Here is a 14,749-nt window from a genome sequence, read left to right as displayed (position 1 = left end):
CACAGCGGAATGCCGCGCGGGTACGACCGAGAAGGTTATCAGGGCAGCTCACCGCACCGTGAATCGAGCCCTCCCGTCGCCGACCACGACCTCGTAGCCGCCCCTGGCGACCTCGGGCTTGCCCGACGCGTCCATGTCGCCCGCCGTCACCGCGAGCCGCTGCACGTCGAACGTCACCTCGACCGCCCGCTGCTCACCGGCCTTCAACGCCACCCGCGTGAAGCCGACCAGGCGCTGCGGCGGCGTGAGCACCTTGCTCACCGGCTGGTGCACGTACACGGGCACGACGAGCGTGCCGTCACGCCCACCGGTGTTGGCCACGGTCACCGACACCTTCACCTGGCCGTCCCGCCGCACCTCCGTCGACTTCAGCGTCGGCGCGGACGTGGTGAACGTCGTGTACGACAGGCCGTGCCCGAACGCGAACGCCGGGTCGTACCCGGAGCTGGGCGCGGTGTTCGCGCCGCGCACCTGGTCGTAGGAGAACGGCTGGTCGCCGACCGACTTCGGCCAGGACACCGGCAGCCTGCCGCTGGGGTTCACCGCGCCGAACAGCACGTCGGCGATCGCGCCGCCGCCCTCGGAGCCGGGCAGCCAGCCCGCGACCAGCGCCGGGGCGTCGGCCACCGTGCCGAGCACCTGCGGCCGGCCGGTCAGCAGCACGACGACCACCGGCTTGCCGGTCGCCCGCACCGCGTCCACCAGGCCCTGCTGCGCAGCGGTCAGCGCGGGCTCCTCGGTGTCCGCCTCACCCTCCGCGCCCGGGTCCTCACCGAGCACGACGACCACCGCGTCGGCGTCACCCGCCTGCGCCACCGCGTCGGCCTGCGTGGCCGCGCCGACCACGTTCGCCGACGGCACGGCGGCCTTGATGCCCTGCAGCACGGTCACCGTGGGCGGCATCGGCGACGAGTCCGGCACGCCCTGCCAGCCGACCGACCAGCCGCCGAGCTGCCTGGCCGCGGAGTCGGCCGCGTCACCGGTCACCACGAGCTTGCCCACGCCGGTCGACAGGGGCAGCACGCCGTCGTTGCGCAGCAGCACCGCGCTCTCCGCCGCCGCCTGACGGGCCAGCGCCCGGTCCGCGCCGTTCACGATCGCGTCGGCCTTCTCCACGTCGACGAACGGCTTCTCGAACAGCCCGAGCTCGAACTTGAGCTTCAGGATCCGCCGCACGGCCTGGTCGATCCGCTTGCCGGGGATCGCACCGCTCCGCACGCCCGCCAGCAGCCCGGCAGTGAACCCGGCCGCGTCCGACGGCTCCATCGCCATGTCGACGCCCGCGTTCACGGCCATCGCGATGGCCTCCTCGTAGTCCGCCGCCACGTGGTAGCGGTCCACCAGGAACCGGATGTCCTCCCAGTCGGTGATCGCCACGCCCCGGAAACCCATCCGGTCGCGCAACTGGGTGGTCAGCAGGTACTTCGAGGCGTGCGCGGGCACGCCGTTGACCGCACCGGAGTTGATCATCACGGTGCCGACGCCCGCGTCGAACTGCGGCTGGAACGCGGGCAGCACGGTGTCCTGGAGGTACCGGATCGGCAGCTGGGCGGGCGCGCGGTCGTGGCCGTTGAACGGCTCCGAGTAGCCCGCGAAGTGCTTGGCGGTCGCGGTCAGCTTCGCCGTGCCGTCGGTCGGGTCGGCCTGCTGCCCGCGCACGTTCGCCGCGGCCAGCGCGCCGGCCAGCACCGGGTCCTCGCTGTAGGTCTCGTAGTACCGCCCCCAGCGGGTGTCACGCGCGATGTCGGACACCGGCGCGAAGTTCCAGAACACACCGGTGGCCCGCATCGCCCGACCGGTGGACTTGCCGAGCTGCTCCTGCAGCTCCGGGTTCCACGTCGCGCCGAGGCCGATCTGGTGCGGGAACATCGTGGCGCTGAGCACGTTCGAGTGACCGTGCACGCCGTCCGCGCCGTAGATCAGCGGGATCCGCAGCCTGCTGTGGTCCAGCGAGTACTTCTGGATGGCGTTGGTCATCTCCGCCCACGCGCGGGGCGTGTTCGGGTTGGGCGCGTCGCCGCCGCCGGAGAGGATCGAGCCGACCTTCGCGTCCTCCAGCACCGCCTTCATGCAGTCCTCGCGCAGCGGACCGGGGTTCCACTCGCAGTTGCCGCGCAGCTTGCCCAGCCGGATCTGGGTCATCTGGCCGACCTTCTCCTCGAGCGTCATGCGCTTGAGGAGGTCGTCGACGCGCCGGTCGACCGGCGCCCGGGCGTCCTGGTAGCCCTGCCCGGCGGGCTCCATCACGCCGCTGGCTTGCGCGCCGGTGACCAACAGGGCCAGCGTGACCAGCGCGGCGACCGCGGTCCGCTTGCGGGATCTCAACACCGAGAACCTCCAGGTCGATCGGGGAACACCCGCGAACACCCTCCCTGTGTGAATCGGCCCACAACAGGGCTGAACGGCCCATTCTGGGAGCGCTCCCACCGCGGTAAGGGGTGAAATGCAGTACGCCCGTCTTGTTTCATGTGCCGTGTGACCGCCGCACTCGACTGGCCCGGCTTCGGGCACATCTCGCTCGCCGCCCTGCTGTTCCTCTGCCTGGCCGCCCTCGTCGCGGGCGCGGTCGACGCGGTGGTTGGCGGCGGCGGGCTGGTCCAGCTGCCCGCGCTGCTGCTGATCGCGCCCGGCGGCCAGCCGCTCTACGCGCTGGCCACCAACAAGATCGCCTCCGTGGTCGGCACGGCGGCGGCGGTGCGGACCTACTCCCGGCAGACCACGATCGACTGGTCCTCGGCGTTGCCGATGGCGTCGGCCGCGTTCGCGGGCGCGGTGGCCGGTGCGGCGTTCGCCGGGGCGCTGGCGCCCGGCGTGCTCAACGGCGTGGTGCTCGTCGCGCTGGTCGGCGTCGGCCTCTACACGTGGCGCAAGCCGGAGCTGGGGGTGGCCGAGGCGCCGAGGTTCACCCGCTTCGCGCAGATCGCCGTGATGGCCGCGGGCGGGGCGTTGATCGGCTTCTACGACGGCCTGGCGGGTCCGGGCACGGGCGCGTTCCTGGTGTTCCTGCTCGTGGGCCTGGTCGGGTTCGCGTTCCTGCGCGCGTCGGCCACGGCCAAGGTCGTGAACGTGGCCACGAACCTGGGCGCGCTGCTGTACTTCATCCCGGCCGGAAAAGTGTTGTGGGGCTTGGGTCTGGTGCTCGCGCTGTGCAACGTGACCGGGGCGGTGTTCGGCGCGCGCCTGGCGGTGCGGCGCGGCTCGGCGTTCGTGCGCCGGGTGTTCCTCACCGTCGTGGTGGCGCTCGTGGTCAGTCTGGGGTGGAAGGCGGCGGTTGGATGACCCGGAACGTCGCGCCCATCGGGTCGCCGACCGTGGTGAACCGGCCGAACCGCGACTCGACCACGTCGCCGACCGTGACGCCGCCCAGCTCGTCCACCCGGCGTGCCGCCGCGTCGGCGTCGGCCACCGCGAAGTAGGTCATCCAGTGCGGCGGGATCTCGGCGGGGATCTCGTTGGCCATCCCGAACACGCCCGCGACCGCGCGGCCCTCGACCCGCAGCTGCGTGTACGGGAAGTCCGGCAGCGGGTCCAGCCCCACGTCGAACACCTGCTGGTAGAACTCCGCCGCGCCGAACGGGTCGCGGGTGGCCAGCTCGTTCCACACCACCGAGCCGGGTTCGTTCACCACGTACGCGCCGATGTGCGTGCCCGCCTCCCAGAGCCCGAACGCCGCGCCGTACGGGTCCACCGCGATCGCGCCGCGCCCCGGTCCGCCGGTGTCGAACTCCGGCACGAGCACCTTGCCGCCGTTGGCGTTCAGCTTCTCCACCGACTCGTCCAGGTCGTCGGTGGCCAGGTAGGTCGTCCACACCACGGGGAACATCACGTCCGACGGCATCTCGCCGAAGCCCGCCACGGGCAGGCCGCGCACCAGGGCCATCGTGTAGTGCCCGGTCTCCGGGCCGCCGATCTCGAAGTCCCAGCCGAACAGTCCGCCGTAGAACTCCATGGTGGCTTCACGGTCGGTGGTCATCATGTCCACCCACGCGGGTGTTCCTGGCGGGTACGGGGCGTCCATCTCGCTCACCTGGTCAACAGTCGCACCAGCCGTCACGCTCCGCGAGTTGATCACTGCCCGACCGGGTGGCGCGCGAACGCCGTCGGTGCGCTGGGTCCGCACCGACGGCGTCGGTCATCCGGTCGAGCCGTCCCCGTCGCTCTTGCGGGGCCTGCCGCGCCTGGGTTGGTCGGCCGCGCCGGTGGGCAGGCGGCCGGCTTCGGCGAGCGCTCGGCGCAGCAGGAACTCGATCTGCGCGTTGGTGCTGCGCAGCTCGTCGTTCGCCCACCTCGTCAGCGCGTCGTGCACCGCCGGGTCGAGGCGCAGCAGGACGCTCTTGCGCTCGGCCACGTCAGGTGTACAGCGACCCGGCGTTGACCACTGGCTGGGTGGATCGGTCGCCGCAGAGCACGACCAGCAGGTTCGACACCATCGCCGCCTTGCGCTCCTCGTCCAGTTCCACCACGTCCTCCTCGGCGAGCTTGGCCAGCGCGAGCTGGACCATGCCGACCGCCCCCTCCACGATCCGCGACCGCGCCGCCACCACCGCGCCCGCCTGCTGGCGCTGCAGCATCGCCTGCGCGATCTCCGGAGCGTAGGCCAGGTGCGTGAGCCGGGACTCGATCACCTTCACGCCCGCGGACTGCACGCGTGCCGCGATCTCCACCGACAGCGTCTCGGTGATCTCGTCCGCGTTCTCCCGCAACGACAGCCCGAGCTCCTCGTGGTTGTCGTACGGGTAGCTGGTCGCGATGTGCCGCACCGCGGTCTCGGTCTGGATGCCGACGAACCGCACGAAGTCGTCCACCTCGAACTTCGCCCGCGCGGTGTCCTCGACCTGCCACACCACCACGGCGGCGATCTCGATCGGGTTGCCGTCCGCGTCGTTGACCTTCAGCGTCGCGGTCTCGTGGTTGCGGATCCGGGTCGACACCTTCACCTTCGTGGTGAACGGGTTCGCCCAGCGCAGGCCGTCCTGGCGGACGGTGCCGGTGTAGCGGCCCGCGAACTGCAGCACGCGCGACTCGCCGGGCGCGACGGTGAACAGCCCGGCGCCCGCGAGGCCGCTGCCCGCCATCAACAGCGCGCCCCCCACGATCCCGGGGCCGCTCGGCCCGTCGTCGCCCGGGATCAAGCTGAGGACGAGCACCGCCGCGCCCAGCAGCATCGCGACCACCGCGCCGCCGAAGACGCCCCACCCCGAGACCGCGCGCGCCTCCCGCTCCCGGACCACCGGAGTCGGCATCTGCACCGCCAAGTCCGTCATCGCGTCCATGTTCCACCCCTCGTTCGCATATCGCGTGCTTAGCAAAGTGATATCACTTTTCTCGGACGCCGGGCAAGCCGGGTACGCGATGAGGACGGAAGTTGACCGCAATCGGTCCTACGGTGGCCGCATGACCCCGGTACTGAGCCGTCGCGCCCTCGGTCGAGCCACCCTGGCCCGCCAGTTCCTGCTGGCCCGCACCGAGGCGACCGTGCCCGAGGTCGTCGCGCACCTGGTCGGGTTGCAGGCCCAGACGCCGCACACCTGGTACACCGGCCTGTGGTCGCGGATCGCCGGCTTCACCCCCGACCGGGCCGCGGACCTGCTCGTGGACCGGGAACTCGTGCGCATCGCCGTGATGCGGTCGACGATCCACCTGGTGACCGCCGCGGACGCCCTCGCGCTGCGCCCCGCGGTGCAGCCCGCGCTCGACCGGGACCTGTTCGGCAACTTCACCCACGGCCGGGACATGCGCGGGCTGGACGTGGACGCCGTGGTGGCCGCCGGTCGCGCGTTGCTGGCCGAGAAGCCGCGCACCAACAAGGAGCTGGGCGCGCTGCTGCACGAGCAGTGGCCGGACCGCGCGCCCGCCTCGCTCGCCTACGCGATCCGGTGCCTGGTGCCGCTCGTACAGGTGCCGCCGCGCGGGGTGTGGGGTCGCAGCGGCGCGATCGCGCACACGTGCGCGGAGACGTGGCTGGGCGCTTCCCCAGCGGTCAAGGCCTCGGTGGACCGGCCCTCGGTGGACGACCTGGTGCTGCGCTACCTGGGCGCGTTCGGGCCCGCGACGGTGAAGGACGTGCAGACCTGGTCCGGTCTCACCAGGCTGCGCGAGGTGGTCGAGGGGCTGCCGCTGCTGCGGCTGCGCGACGAGGACGGCCAGGAGCTGTTCGACCTGCCCGACGCGCCCCGGCCTGACGAGGACGTGCCCGCGCCGCCGAGGTTCGTCTACGACTTCGACAACGTGCTGCTCTCGCACGCCGACCGGCGCCGGGTCGTCACCGACGACGTGCGCGCGCAGAAGTACGACCCGCACGGTCCCGTGCCGCAGTTCTTCCTGGTCGACGGCGTCACGGCGGGCGACTGGAGGCTGCACCGCACCAAGGAGGTCGCCACGCTGGAGCTGCGGCCGTTCCACCGCGTGCCCGCGATGGACGAGGTCGAACGCGAGGGCGAGCGGCTGCTGGCGTTCCTCGCGGCGGACGTGCCGCGGCACGAGGTCCGGACAACCTCGCCGGCGGCGGCACGTCTCTGAACGCATGGGGACGATCACCGTGCGCCCACCGCGCGCCGAGGACCTGGCTCCGCTCGTCGAGGTCCACGTCAAGGCCCGGCGCAGCTACTACGAAGGCCACCTGCCCGAGGCGGAGCTGGCCGAGTGGGAGCGGGCGGTGCGGGCCAGGGGATACGACCTCGCCAAGCCCGACCGGGTGTGGCTGTGCGCCGAGCTGGACCACGTGCTCGCCGGATTCGCGCTGGTCACGCCCGGTGGCGAGCTGTTGCAGCTCCAGGTCGACCCGGCGTGCTGGGGCAACGGCGTCGGCCACGCGCTGCACGAGGCGGCGACGCGCGCGCTGCGCGACCTCGGCGTTACCACCGCGCGCCTCGACGTGTTCGCGGAGAACCGCCGCGCGCAGCGCTTCTACACCGCGCACGGCTGGCGCGAGGACGGCCGCGACGGCGACCACGTGCGAATGGCGCTCGACCTGGACCTGTGATCGCCTGGACGGCGTGGAGATCCTGAGCAGCCGCGTCCTCGTCCGCTCCCGCGAGCCGGAGCGCGCCCGCGCGTTCTACCGGGACGTGCTGGGCCTGGCCGTGTACCGGGAGTTCCCCGGCGGCACCGTGTTCTTCCTCGGCCAGGGGTTCCTGGAGGTCTCGGGCACCTCGGCCGAGGACCCCACGGACGCCACGCAGCTGTGGTTGCAGGTGCGCGACCTGGGACGGGTCGCCGGAGAACTCGCCGAGCACGTCGTGCGGCCCGCCCGGCGCGAGCCGTGGGGCCTGGACGAGCTGTGGATCGCCGACCCGGACGGCAGGCGGATCGTGCTGGTCGAGGTGCCCGCCGACCACCCGCTACGCCGGGACGGCCGCCAGTAGCTGCACCGCGGGCCCGACCACGCCGCCGTACTGGTGCAACGACGTGCGCACCCCGGTGAACCCGGCCGCCTCGGCCTCCTGGATCAGGTCGTACTCGGAGGTGTCCAGCACCCGCCGGTGCACCGAGACGACCAGCCTGCCGCCGGGCCGCAGCACGCGGAACAGCTCGTGGAACGCCGCCGGCCGGTTGCCCCACAGCTGGAGGTTGTTCACCGAGACCACCACGTCGACCGAGTCCTCGGGCTGGCCGGTCCGCGTCGCCGCGCCCTCGCGCAGCTCCACGCGACCGGCCACGATCAGCTCCGCGCACCGCTCGCGCGCCTCGTCCAGCATGACCTGCGAGGGGTCGACGCCGATCGCCTTGAGCGCGCGTTCTCCGGCCAGCTTGAGCCCCACCCCCGGACCAGGGCCGAGCACCAGCACGACCTCCTCGGGCGTCGGCGCGGCCACCTCGGTGACGTGCTCCTCGACCTTCGCGTTCAGCACGGCCATGACCCGGCCGCCCAGCTCACCCACCTTGCCGCGCGGGTGCCCGAACGCCGCGTCCAACGCCTTCATCAGGTTGTTCGCCATGTCCCCAGGGTCGCCGCGGCGCCCTCCGACCGCATCGGGGACCGCCCTGAGACCGGCCCGGAGACACCCCGGAACCGCTACCGGGAGGTAGCCGTTCCGGGACAGGTCTCACCGCCAGCCCAGCCGCCGCAGCGCGTCCACGACCAGCGAGAACCGCTCCGGCTCCAGCACCGAGCCCTCCCGGCGGATGTCGTCCTCGTCCAGCTCGAACACCCGGTCCAACCGCAGGTAGGAGCGCCTGCCGTCGCGGTCCCAGCGGCCCGAGCCGAGGTCGAGGCAGTCGTCCACCTCGTGCCGGTCGGGGGTCTTGCTGGTCAGCATCAGGCCGAGCAGCGCCCGGCGGTGGCGGCCGACGACCAGCAGCGGTCGGTCCTTGCCGCGGGCCGGGTCCTCCTCGAAGGGCACCCAGGCCCACACCACCTCGCCCGGGTCGGCCAGGCCGTCCAGGTCGGGGGAGTACTCCAGGGTCGCCGCCACCGCGGCCGTGTGGACCTCGCGCACCGCGCCCCTCGACGGGCGGGGGTCTTCACCGTTCGCACGCACGGCGGGCAGCTTATGGCCTCCGTCACGCACGCGTGGAACGCCACGACGGCGTGACATGAGATGCTGTGCGTAGTTGAAATGGGCAGATCCCGTCCTTCGTGTGCGAGGAACCTGAGTGACCACGTTCGCCGACCAGACGTTCACGCCTCCGGACCTGATCCGGAACTTCTGCATCATCGCGCACATCGACCACGGCAAGTCGACCCTGGCCGATCGCATGTTGCAGCTCACCGGCGTCGTCGACGCGCGGGCGATGCGCGCGCAGTACCTCGACCGCATGGACATCGAACGCGAGCGCGGCATCACGATCAAGGCGCAGAACGTCCGGCTGCCGTGGCAGGTCGACGGCCAGGACCACGTGCTGCACATGATCGACACCCCGGGTCACGTCGACTTCACCTACGAGGTGTCGCGCGCCCTGGAGGCGTGCGAGGGCACCGTGCTGCTGGTCGACGCCGCGCAGGGCATCGAGGCGCAGACGCTGGCCAACCTGTACCTGGCGATGGAGAACGACCTCACCATCATCCCGGTGCTGAACAAGATCGACCTGCCCGCGGCGGACCCGGACAAGTACGCCAAGGAGCTCGCGCACATCGTCGGCTGCGAGCCCGAGGAGGTGCTGCGCGTCTCGGCCAAGACGGGCCTGGGCGTCGACGCGCTGCTGAACGAGGTCGTCAAGCGCGTGCCCGCGCCGGTCGGCGACGCCGACGCGCCGCCCCGCGCGATGATCTTCGACTCGGTGTACGACACCTACCGCGGCGTGGTCACCTACATCCGCGTGGTCGACGGCAAGATCACCCCGCGCCAGCGGATCCGGATGATGTCCACCAACGCGACCCACGAGCTGCTGGAAGTGGGCATCATCTCGCCCGAGCCGAAGCCGAGCGCCGGCCTGGGCGTCGGCGAGGTGGGCTACCTCATCACCGGCGTGAAGGACGTGCGCCAGTCGAAGGTCGGCGACACCGTGACGGCCGAGAAGCACGGCGCCACGCAGCCGCTGGCCGGCTACCGCGAGCCGCGGCCGATGGTCTACTCCGGCCTGTACCCGGTGGACGGCTCGGACTACCCGATCCTGCGCGAGGCGTTGGAGAAGCTCCAGCTCAACGACGCCGCGCTGACGTTCGAGCCGGAGACGTCGGCGGCCCTGGGCTTCGGCTTCCGCTGCGGCTTCCTCGGCCTGCTGCACCTGGAGATCACCCGCGACCGGCTGGAACGCGAGTTCGGCCTGGACCTGATCTCCACCGCGCCCAACGTGGTCTACCGCGTGGTCATGGACGACGGCACCGAGCACGTGGTCACCAACCCGTCCGACTGGCCGGACGGCAAGCGCGCCGAGGTCTACGAGCCGATCACCAAGTGCACCATCATCGCGCCGAGCGAGTACATCGGCGCGATCATGGAGCTGTGCCAGGCCAAGCGCGGTCAGCTCGGCGGCATGGACTACCTGTCCGAGGACCGCGTCGAGCTGCGCTACACCATGCCGCTGGGCGAGATCATCTTCGACTTCTTCGACGCCCTGAAGTCGCGCACGCGCGGTTACGCGTCGTTGGACTACGAGGAGTCGGGCGAGCAGGACGCCGAGCTGGTGAAGGTCGACATCCTGCTGCAGGGCGAGCCGGTGGACGCGTTCAGCGCGATCGTGCACAAGGACCACGCGTACGGCTACGGCACGAAGATGGCGAGCAAGCTGCGCGAGCTGATCCCGCGCCAGCAGTTCGAGGTGCCGATCCAGGCCGCCGTCGGCGCTCGCGTGATCGCCCGCGAGACGATCCGCGCCATTCGCAAGGACGTGCTCGCGAAGTGCTACGGCGGTGACATCACCCGTAAGCGCAAGCTGCTGGAGAAGCAGAAGGAAGGCAAGAAGCGGATGAAGATGGTGGGCCGCGTCGAGGTCCCCCAGGAAGCCTTCGTCGCCGCCTTGTCCACCGACGACTCCGGCAAGGACAAGGGCAAGAAGTAGTACCACTGGCCAAATCCGCGCCGACCGGCACATCTTCGGGTGATCCGGTAGGCGTGGAGGCGTTTCGGGCGTCTTTCTCCTGCCATGGTTGGCGCACCAACCGCAAGGAGGGGACCATGACCGTCATGGTCGAACACGAAGGCAGCTCCTACACGGTCGAAGACCTGGAGGACATGCCTGATGACGGACGCCGTTACGAACTCGTCGACGGGCAGCTCCAGGTGAGCCCGGCACCGGGGTACCGGCATCAGGAAATCGTCGCGGAGCTCTGCGGGCGCTTGCGCGCGGAGTGCCCGGACGACATGACCGCCCTACCGGCTCCATTCGCCGTTCAGGTGTCCGCGAGGACCGAGGTGCAGCCTGATGTCCTTGTCGGCCGTCGTGCCGACTTCACCGACAAGCTGCTGCCCGTGGCACCGTTGCTCGCGGTGGAGGTGCTCTCACCGAGCACGGGTATTCGCGATCTCACGATCAAGAAGAACGCCTACGAGCGCATGGGCGTGGTCAGCTACTGGGTGATCGATCCCCAGGAACCCGTGCTGGCGGTGTTCGAACTCGACCCCGAGGGCCGTTATCAGCAGGTGGCCGAGGTGCAGGGGGAGAAGCCGTTCGACGCGACCCTGCCGTTCCCGGTGCGGATCGTGCCCGCCGAGCTGCTCGGCCGGCTGTGGGAAGACGGGGCGGAATGACGGAAGGGCCCTCAGGACGCCCCTGTCCTGAAGGCCCTCGAAGGGGTGCGGCGGCTCAGCCGTGGTTGCGCAGCGTGGTGCTGAGCGCCTGGCGGCGGAGGATCGCTTCGATCTCACGCGCCTCGTGGCCGGAGTGCCGGGCGAGGATGGCTTCCATGTCCATCCGGGCGCTCGGGGTGTCGTAGGCGGCCAACTCGCGGTTCAGGTCCGCTTCCCGCTTGCGGATCTGCCGCCGGGTGGCGAAGTACGTGCGAACGGTCTCCAGAACGGTGGTCATATCGCCTTTCGGTCGTCCTTCTGTATCGGTTCACCTACTATGATGCCGCACGTCAGAGGCTTGCGCGACCAGATTCGACGTGATCTCCGCCGCAAGTGTCACGGCGCCGTGAAGACCACGTCACCGGCCCAGGATGTCGAGGGCCTTCGAGTACTTCGCCCGCAGCCGGTCCTGGGTGGGGGTGTCGAGCAGGGCCAGTCGCGGCGGCGACGTGTTGTCGGCGATGTCGGCCCGCTTCACCTCCACCGCGACCGGGTCGGTCAGCACCCGGGCCAGGTAGTCCTCCTGTGACTCACCGTCACGGTGGCTCAACGCGAGCACGGTCGCCACCACCTCCGGCGGGCACCCGGCGGCCAGCAGGTCGTCGGCGGTGACGGCGGTGTCCTCGACGACGTCGTGCAGCACGGCCGCCATGCGCGCGTGCTCGCCGGACACCCGGCCCATCACCCGCAGCGGGTGGCCGATGTAGGGCTGCCCGGACTTGTCGACCTGTCCCTCGTGGGCCGCCCGCGCGATCCGGATCGCGTCATCAACGGTGAACGTCATCGGATCATTGTTCACACCTTGACAAGCCACAGTGGTCTAGTCCATTTTTCGAGTGGCCCACCTCACCTGTGCTGGGCTTTGGCCGCCGACGAGGACGTGGAGGTCGACGTGGTTTCGAGGACGAGACGCGCACTGGGCGCGGTGCTGGCGGGTGTGCTGGCCATCGCCGGCCTGACCCTGGTCGTGGTGGGCAGCGCGTCGGCCGCCAACCTGGTCGCCAACCCCGGGTTCGAGGGCGGTACGGGCGGGTGGACGTGCAGCGCCGCGGCGACGGCGGCCACCACGACCAAGCGCAGCGGCACGCACGCCATGGCGGGCACGCCGGCGGGCCAGGACAACGCCCGCTGCTCGCAGACGATCTCCGTGCAGGCCAACACCGCCTACAAGCTGTCCGCGTGGGTCCAGGGCAGCTACGTGTACCTGGGCGTGACCGGCACCGGCAGCGGCGACAAGAGCACGTGGACGCCGGGCTCGGCGGGCTTCAGCCGGCTCTCGATCGACTTCACCACCGGCGCCAGCAGCAGCGTCACGATCTACGTGCACGGTTGGTACGGCCAGCCGACCTTCTACGCCGACGACGTGAGCCTCGACGGCCCGGGCACCCCGCCGACGAGCACCACGACCACTACCACCACGACGACGACCACGACCACGACGACGACCACGACGCCCGGCAACCCGGACCCGTCGCTGCCCAAGCACGCGCTCACCGGCTACTGGCACAACTTCGACAACGGCTCGCGCCTGCTCAAGCTCGCCGACGTGCCCACCACGTACGACATCGTGGCCGTCGCGTTCGCCGACGCCACCACCACGCCGGGCGCGGTCGCGTTCAACCTGGACCCGACGTTGTCGAGCAAGCTCGGCGGCTACACCGACGCGCAGTTCAAGGCCGACGTCCGCACGCTGAAGGCGCGCGGGCAGAAGGTGATCATCTCCGTCGGCGGCGAGAAGGGCACGATCAGCGTCGGCAACTCCACCGCGGCGACCAACTTCGCCAACAGCGTCAAGGCCCTGATCGCGAACTACGGGTTCGACGGCGTGGACATCGACCTGGAGAACGGCGTCAACGCCACGTACATGGCGCAGGCGTTGCGCGCCATCCACGCGGGCGGCGGCAAGGTCATCGCGATGGCGCCGCAGACCATCGACATGCAGTCCACCGGCGCGGAGTACTTCAAGCTGGCGCTGGCGGTGAAGGACATCCTCACCGTGGTCAACATGCAGTACTACAACTCCGGTTCGATGCTCGGCTGCGACCAGAAGGTCTACTCCCAGGGCACGGTGGACTTCCTGGTCGCCCTGGCGTGCATCCAGCTGCAGAACGGCCTGCGCCCCGACCAGGTCGGCCTCGGCCTGCCCGCCTCGCCGTCCGGCGCGGGCGGCGGCTACCAGTCGCCCGCCAACGTGAACAGGGCGCTCGACTGCCTGGCCAAGGGCACGAACTGCGGTTCGTTCAAGCCTTCGCAGACCTGGCCCGGCATCCGCGGCGCGATGACGTGGTCGATCAACTGGGACGCCTCCAACAACTGGCAGTTCGCCAACACGGTCGCGCCGCACCTGGACACGCTGCCCTGACCTCACCGCGCGTGGACGCAGGACTCTCGCGAGAGCCCTGCGTCCACGCCGCGCGTGTCCTGCGTTCAGGACCCCCGAGTCGAACGCGCGGAACGCGGCGTTTTGCGGCCGAACGCCGTAGACCTGGCAATACGTGACCACAGCGGTGGCGCGGGTTAGGGTCGGTTCCATGTTGGACCGACTCGAAGTGCCCGTCATCGCCGCGCCGATGGCCGGTGGGGCGTCCACACCGGCGCTCGTGGCCGAGGTCGGCCGGGCGGGCGGCCTCGGGTTCCTGGCCGCCGGCTACCTCTCCGTCGAGGCGCTCGCCGAGCAGATCACCGCGACCACCGCGCTGACCGACCGGCCGTACGGGGTGAACCTGTTCGTGCCCGGCCCCCGGTCCACCACCGACCTGTCCGGCTACCGCGACCGCGTCAAGGCCCAGTCGCCGACCGAGCCGGGCGAGCCGCGGTGGGACGACGACGCCTACGCCGCCAAGCTCGAACTCGTGATGGCGTTGCGCGTTCCGGTGGTCTCGTTCACGTTCGGCTTGCCGAACCCCGAGGACGTGCACCGGCTGCACGCCGCGGGCTCCACGGTCGTCGTCACGGTCACCACACCGCAGGAAGCCGCCCAGGCGGCGCAGATCGGCGCCGACGTGCTGTGCGTGCAGGGCAGTGAAGCGGGCGGGCACCGCGGCACGTTCGCCGACGACGGCGTCTCGCCCGGTGGCGGCGAGCTGTTCGGCGTGCTGGCCGCGTTGCGGCTGGTCCGCGCCAAGGTGGACCTGCCGCTGATCGCGGCCGGCGGCCTGGTGCACGGCGCGGACGTGGCGGCCGTGATCACCGCGGGCGCGGTCGCGGCGCAGCTGGGCACCGCGTTCCTGCCGACCCCCGAAGCGGGCACGTCCGCCGCACACCGCCAGGCCCTCGCCGAGGGCACCCGCCGCACCGCGTTGACCAGGGCGTTCAGCGGACGCCCGGCGCGCGGCCTGGTGAACCGGTTCCTGGTGGCGAACCAGGAGCAGGCGCCCGCCGCGTACCCGGAGGTGCACCACTTGACCCGGCCGGTGCGCGCGACCGGCGACCCGGAGCTGATGTCGTTGTGGGCCGGGCAGACCTACGCGCTGGTCCGAGCGGCCCCGGCGGCCGAGGTGGTGGCGAGGCTGGTCGCCGAGGCGCGCCAAGCCCTTTCCGTCGCGATCACGCGCATTTCACCGGCGTAGCACCACAGAATG

At 71.1% G+C, this 14,749-nt stretch carries 16 protein-coding genes; 8 read left to right on the top strand and 8 right to left on the bottom strand.

The features are described from left to right. Positions 1-48 precede the first annotated feature (48 nt). Positions 49-2,328, bottom strand: a complete 2,280-nt coding sequence (locus AB0I91_RS17150) for a glycoside hydrolase family 3 N-terminal domain-containing protein (protein WP_498778384.1) — start codon at positions 2,326-2,328, stop codon at positions 49-51. A 138-nt stretch (positions 2,329-2,466) separates the two neighbouring features. Here AB0I91_RS17150 and AB0I91_RS17145 point away from each other — a divergent pair, with 138 nt between their 5' ends. After that, the gene (locus AB0I91_RS17145) at positions 2,467-3,279 is read left to right on the top strand and encodes a TSUP family transporter (protein ID WP_498778385.1); all 813 of its coding nucleotides are present in this window, start codon (positions 2,467-2,469) and stop codon (positions 3,277-3,279) included. Here the strand turns inward: AB0I91_RS17145 and AB0I91_RS17140 are convergent. The 3 genes from AB0I91_RS17140 to AB0I91_RS17130 all read right to left on the bottom strand — a co-directional run bounded on the left by AB0I91_RS17140 (position 3,248) and on the right by AB0I91_RS17130 (position 5,273). Beyond that, on the bottom strand, positions 3,248-4,018 hold the full coding sequence (locus tag AB0I91_RS17140; protein ID WP_498778433.1) for a VOC family protein: 771 nt from the start codon (positions 4,016-4,018) through the stop codon (positions 3,248-3,250). The two genes, AB0I91_RS17145 and AB0I91_RS17140, sit on opposite strands and share 32 nt — an antisense overlap. A gap of 114 nt (positions 4,019-4,132) precedes the next feature. Further along, the gene (locus AB0I91_RS17135; RefSeq protein WP_230572950.1) at positions 4,133-4,348 is read right to left on the bottom strand and encodes a type II toxin-antitoxin system antitoxin; all 216 of its coding nucleotides are present in this window, start codon (positions 4,346-4,348) and stop codon (positions 4,133-4,135) included. A gap of 1 nt (position 4,349) precedes the next feature. Then, on the bottom strand, positions 4,350-5,273 hold the full coding sequence (locus AB0I91_RS17130; RefSeq protein ID WP_498778386.1) for an SPFH domain-containing protein: 924 nt from the start codon (positions 5,271-5,273) through the stop codon (positions 4,350-4,352). A gap of 121 nt (positions 5,274-5,394) precedes the next feature. On the opposite strand from AB0I91_RS17130, the gene AB0I91_RS17125 reads away from it, so the two are divergent. The 3 genes from AB0I91_RS17125 to AB0I91_RS17115 are packed head-to-tail and all read left to right on the top strand — an operon-like array spanning position 5,395 to position 7,364. Further along, positions 5,395-6,519 (top strand): winged helix DNA-binding domain-containing protein, encoded by a 1,125-nt coding sequence (locus AB0I91_RS17125; RefSeq protein WP_499637438.1) that lies wholly within the window; start codon positions 5,395-5,397, stop codon positions 6,517-6,519. 4 nt (positions 6,520-6,523) lie between these two features. Next, entirely contained in the window at positions 6,524-6,982 is a 459-nt protein-coding gene (locus tag AB0I91_RS17120; RefSeq protein ID WP_499610967.1) for a GNAT family N-acetyltransferase, read from the top strand. 13 nt (positions 6,983-6,995) lie between these two features. Further along, positions 6,996-7,364, top strand: a complete 369-nt coding sequence (locus AB0I91_RS17115; RefSeq protein ID WP_498778389.1) for a VOC family protein — start codon at positions 6,996-6,998, stop codon at positions 7,362-7,364. On the opposite strand, the gene AB0I91_RS17110 is transcribed toward AB0I91_RS17115, so the two are convergent. Beyond that, entirely contained in the window at positions 7,341-7,937 is a 597-nt protein-coding gene (locus AB0I91_RS17110; protein ID WP_499637436.1) for a class I SAM-dependent methyltransferase, read from the bottom strand. The two genes, AB0I91_RS17115 and AB0I91_RS17110, sit on opposite strands and share 24 nt — an antisense overlap. Positions 7,938-8,045: 108 nt before the next feature. Next, positions 8,046-8,480, bottom strand: a complete 435-nt coding sequence (locus AB0I91_RS17105; protein WP_498778391.1) for a type II toxin-antitoxin system PemK/MazF family toxin — start codon at positions 8,478-8,480, stop codon at positions 8,046-8,048. 115 nt (positions 8,481-8,595) lie between these two features. On the opposite strand from AB0I91_RS17105, the gene lepA reads away from it, so the two are divergent. Both lepA and AB0I91_RS17095 read left to right on the top strand, forming a co-directional pair. Continuing rightward, entirely contained in the window at positions 8,596-10,440 is a 1,845-nt protein-coding gene (gene lepA / locus AB0I91_RS17100) for a translation elongation factor 4 (RefSeq protein WP_498778392.1), read from the top strand. 116 nt (positions 10,441-10,556) lie between these two features. Beyond that, the gene (locus AB0I91_RS17095) at positions 10,557-11,129 is read left to right on the top strand and encodes a Uma2 family endonuclease (RefSeq protein WP_498778393.1); all 573 of its coding nucleotides are present in this window, start codon (positions 10,557-10,559) and stop codon (positions 11,127-11,129) included. Between the two features lie 55 nt (positions 11,130-11,184). Here AB0I91_RS17095 and AB0I91_RS17090 read toward each other — a convergent pair whose 3' ends face one another. Together AB0I91_RS17090 and AB0I91_RS17085 are read right to left on the bottom strand one after the other, a co-directional pair. Continuing rightward, positions 11,185-11,406 carry a hypothetical protein gene (locus tag AB0I91_RS17090; RefSeq protein ID WP_498778394.1) on the bottom strand — a complete coding sequence of 74 codons (222 nt, stop codon included), beginning with the start codon at positions 11,404-11,406 and terminating at the stop codon, positions 11,185-11,187. 120 nt (positions 11,407-11,526) lie between these two features. After that, positions 11,527-11,952: an HD domain-containing protein gene (locus AB0I91_RS17085; protein ID WP_498778395.1), complete on the bottom strand. Its 426-nt coding sequence runs from the start codon at positions 11,950-11,952 to the stop codon at positions 11,527-11,529. A 108-nt stretch (positions 11,953-12,060) separates the two neighbouring features. Between AB0I91_RS17085 and AB0I91_RS17080 the strand changes: the two genes are divergently transcribed. Both AB0I91_RS17080 and AB0I91_RS17075 read left to right on the top strand, forming a co-directional pair. Further along, positions 12,061-13,530: a chitinase gene (locus AB0I91_RS17080; protein ID WP_499610977.1), complete on the top strand. Its 1,470-nt coding sequence runs from the start codon at positions 12,061-12,063 to the stop codon at positions 13,528-13,530. Between the two features lie 169 nt (positions 13,531-13,699). Then, positions 13,700-14,737 (top strand): NAD(P)H-dependent flavin oxidoreductase, encoded by a 1,038-nt coding sequence (locus AB0I91_RS17075; protein ID WP_498778397.1) that lies wholly within the window; start codon positions 13,700-13,702, stop codon positions 14,735-14,737. The last annotated feature ends 12 nt before the right edge of the window (positions 14,738-14,749 follow it).

It is taken from the genome of Actinosynnema sp. NPDC049800 (assembly GCF_040656635.1).
Lineage (GTDB): Bacteria > Actinomycetota > Actinomycetes > Mycobacteriales > Pseudonocardiaceae > Actinosynnema.
The sequence above is the reverse complement of the archived record's forward strand: the minus strand, read 5'-3'. Positions and strand labels throughout refer to the sequence as shown.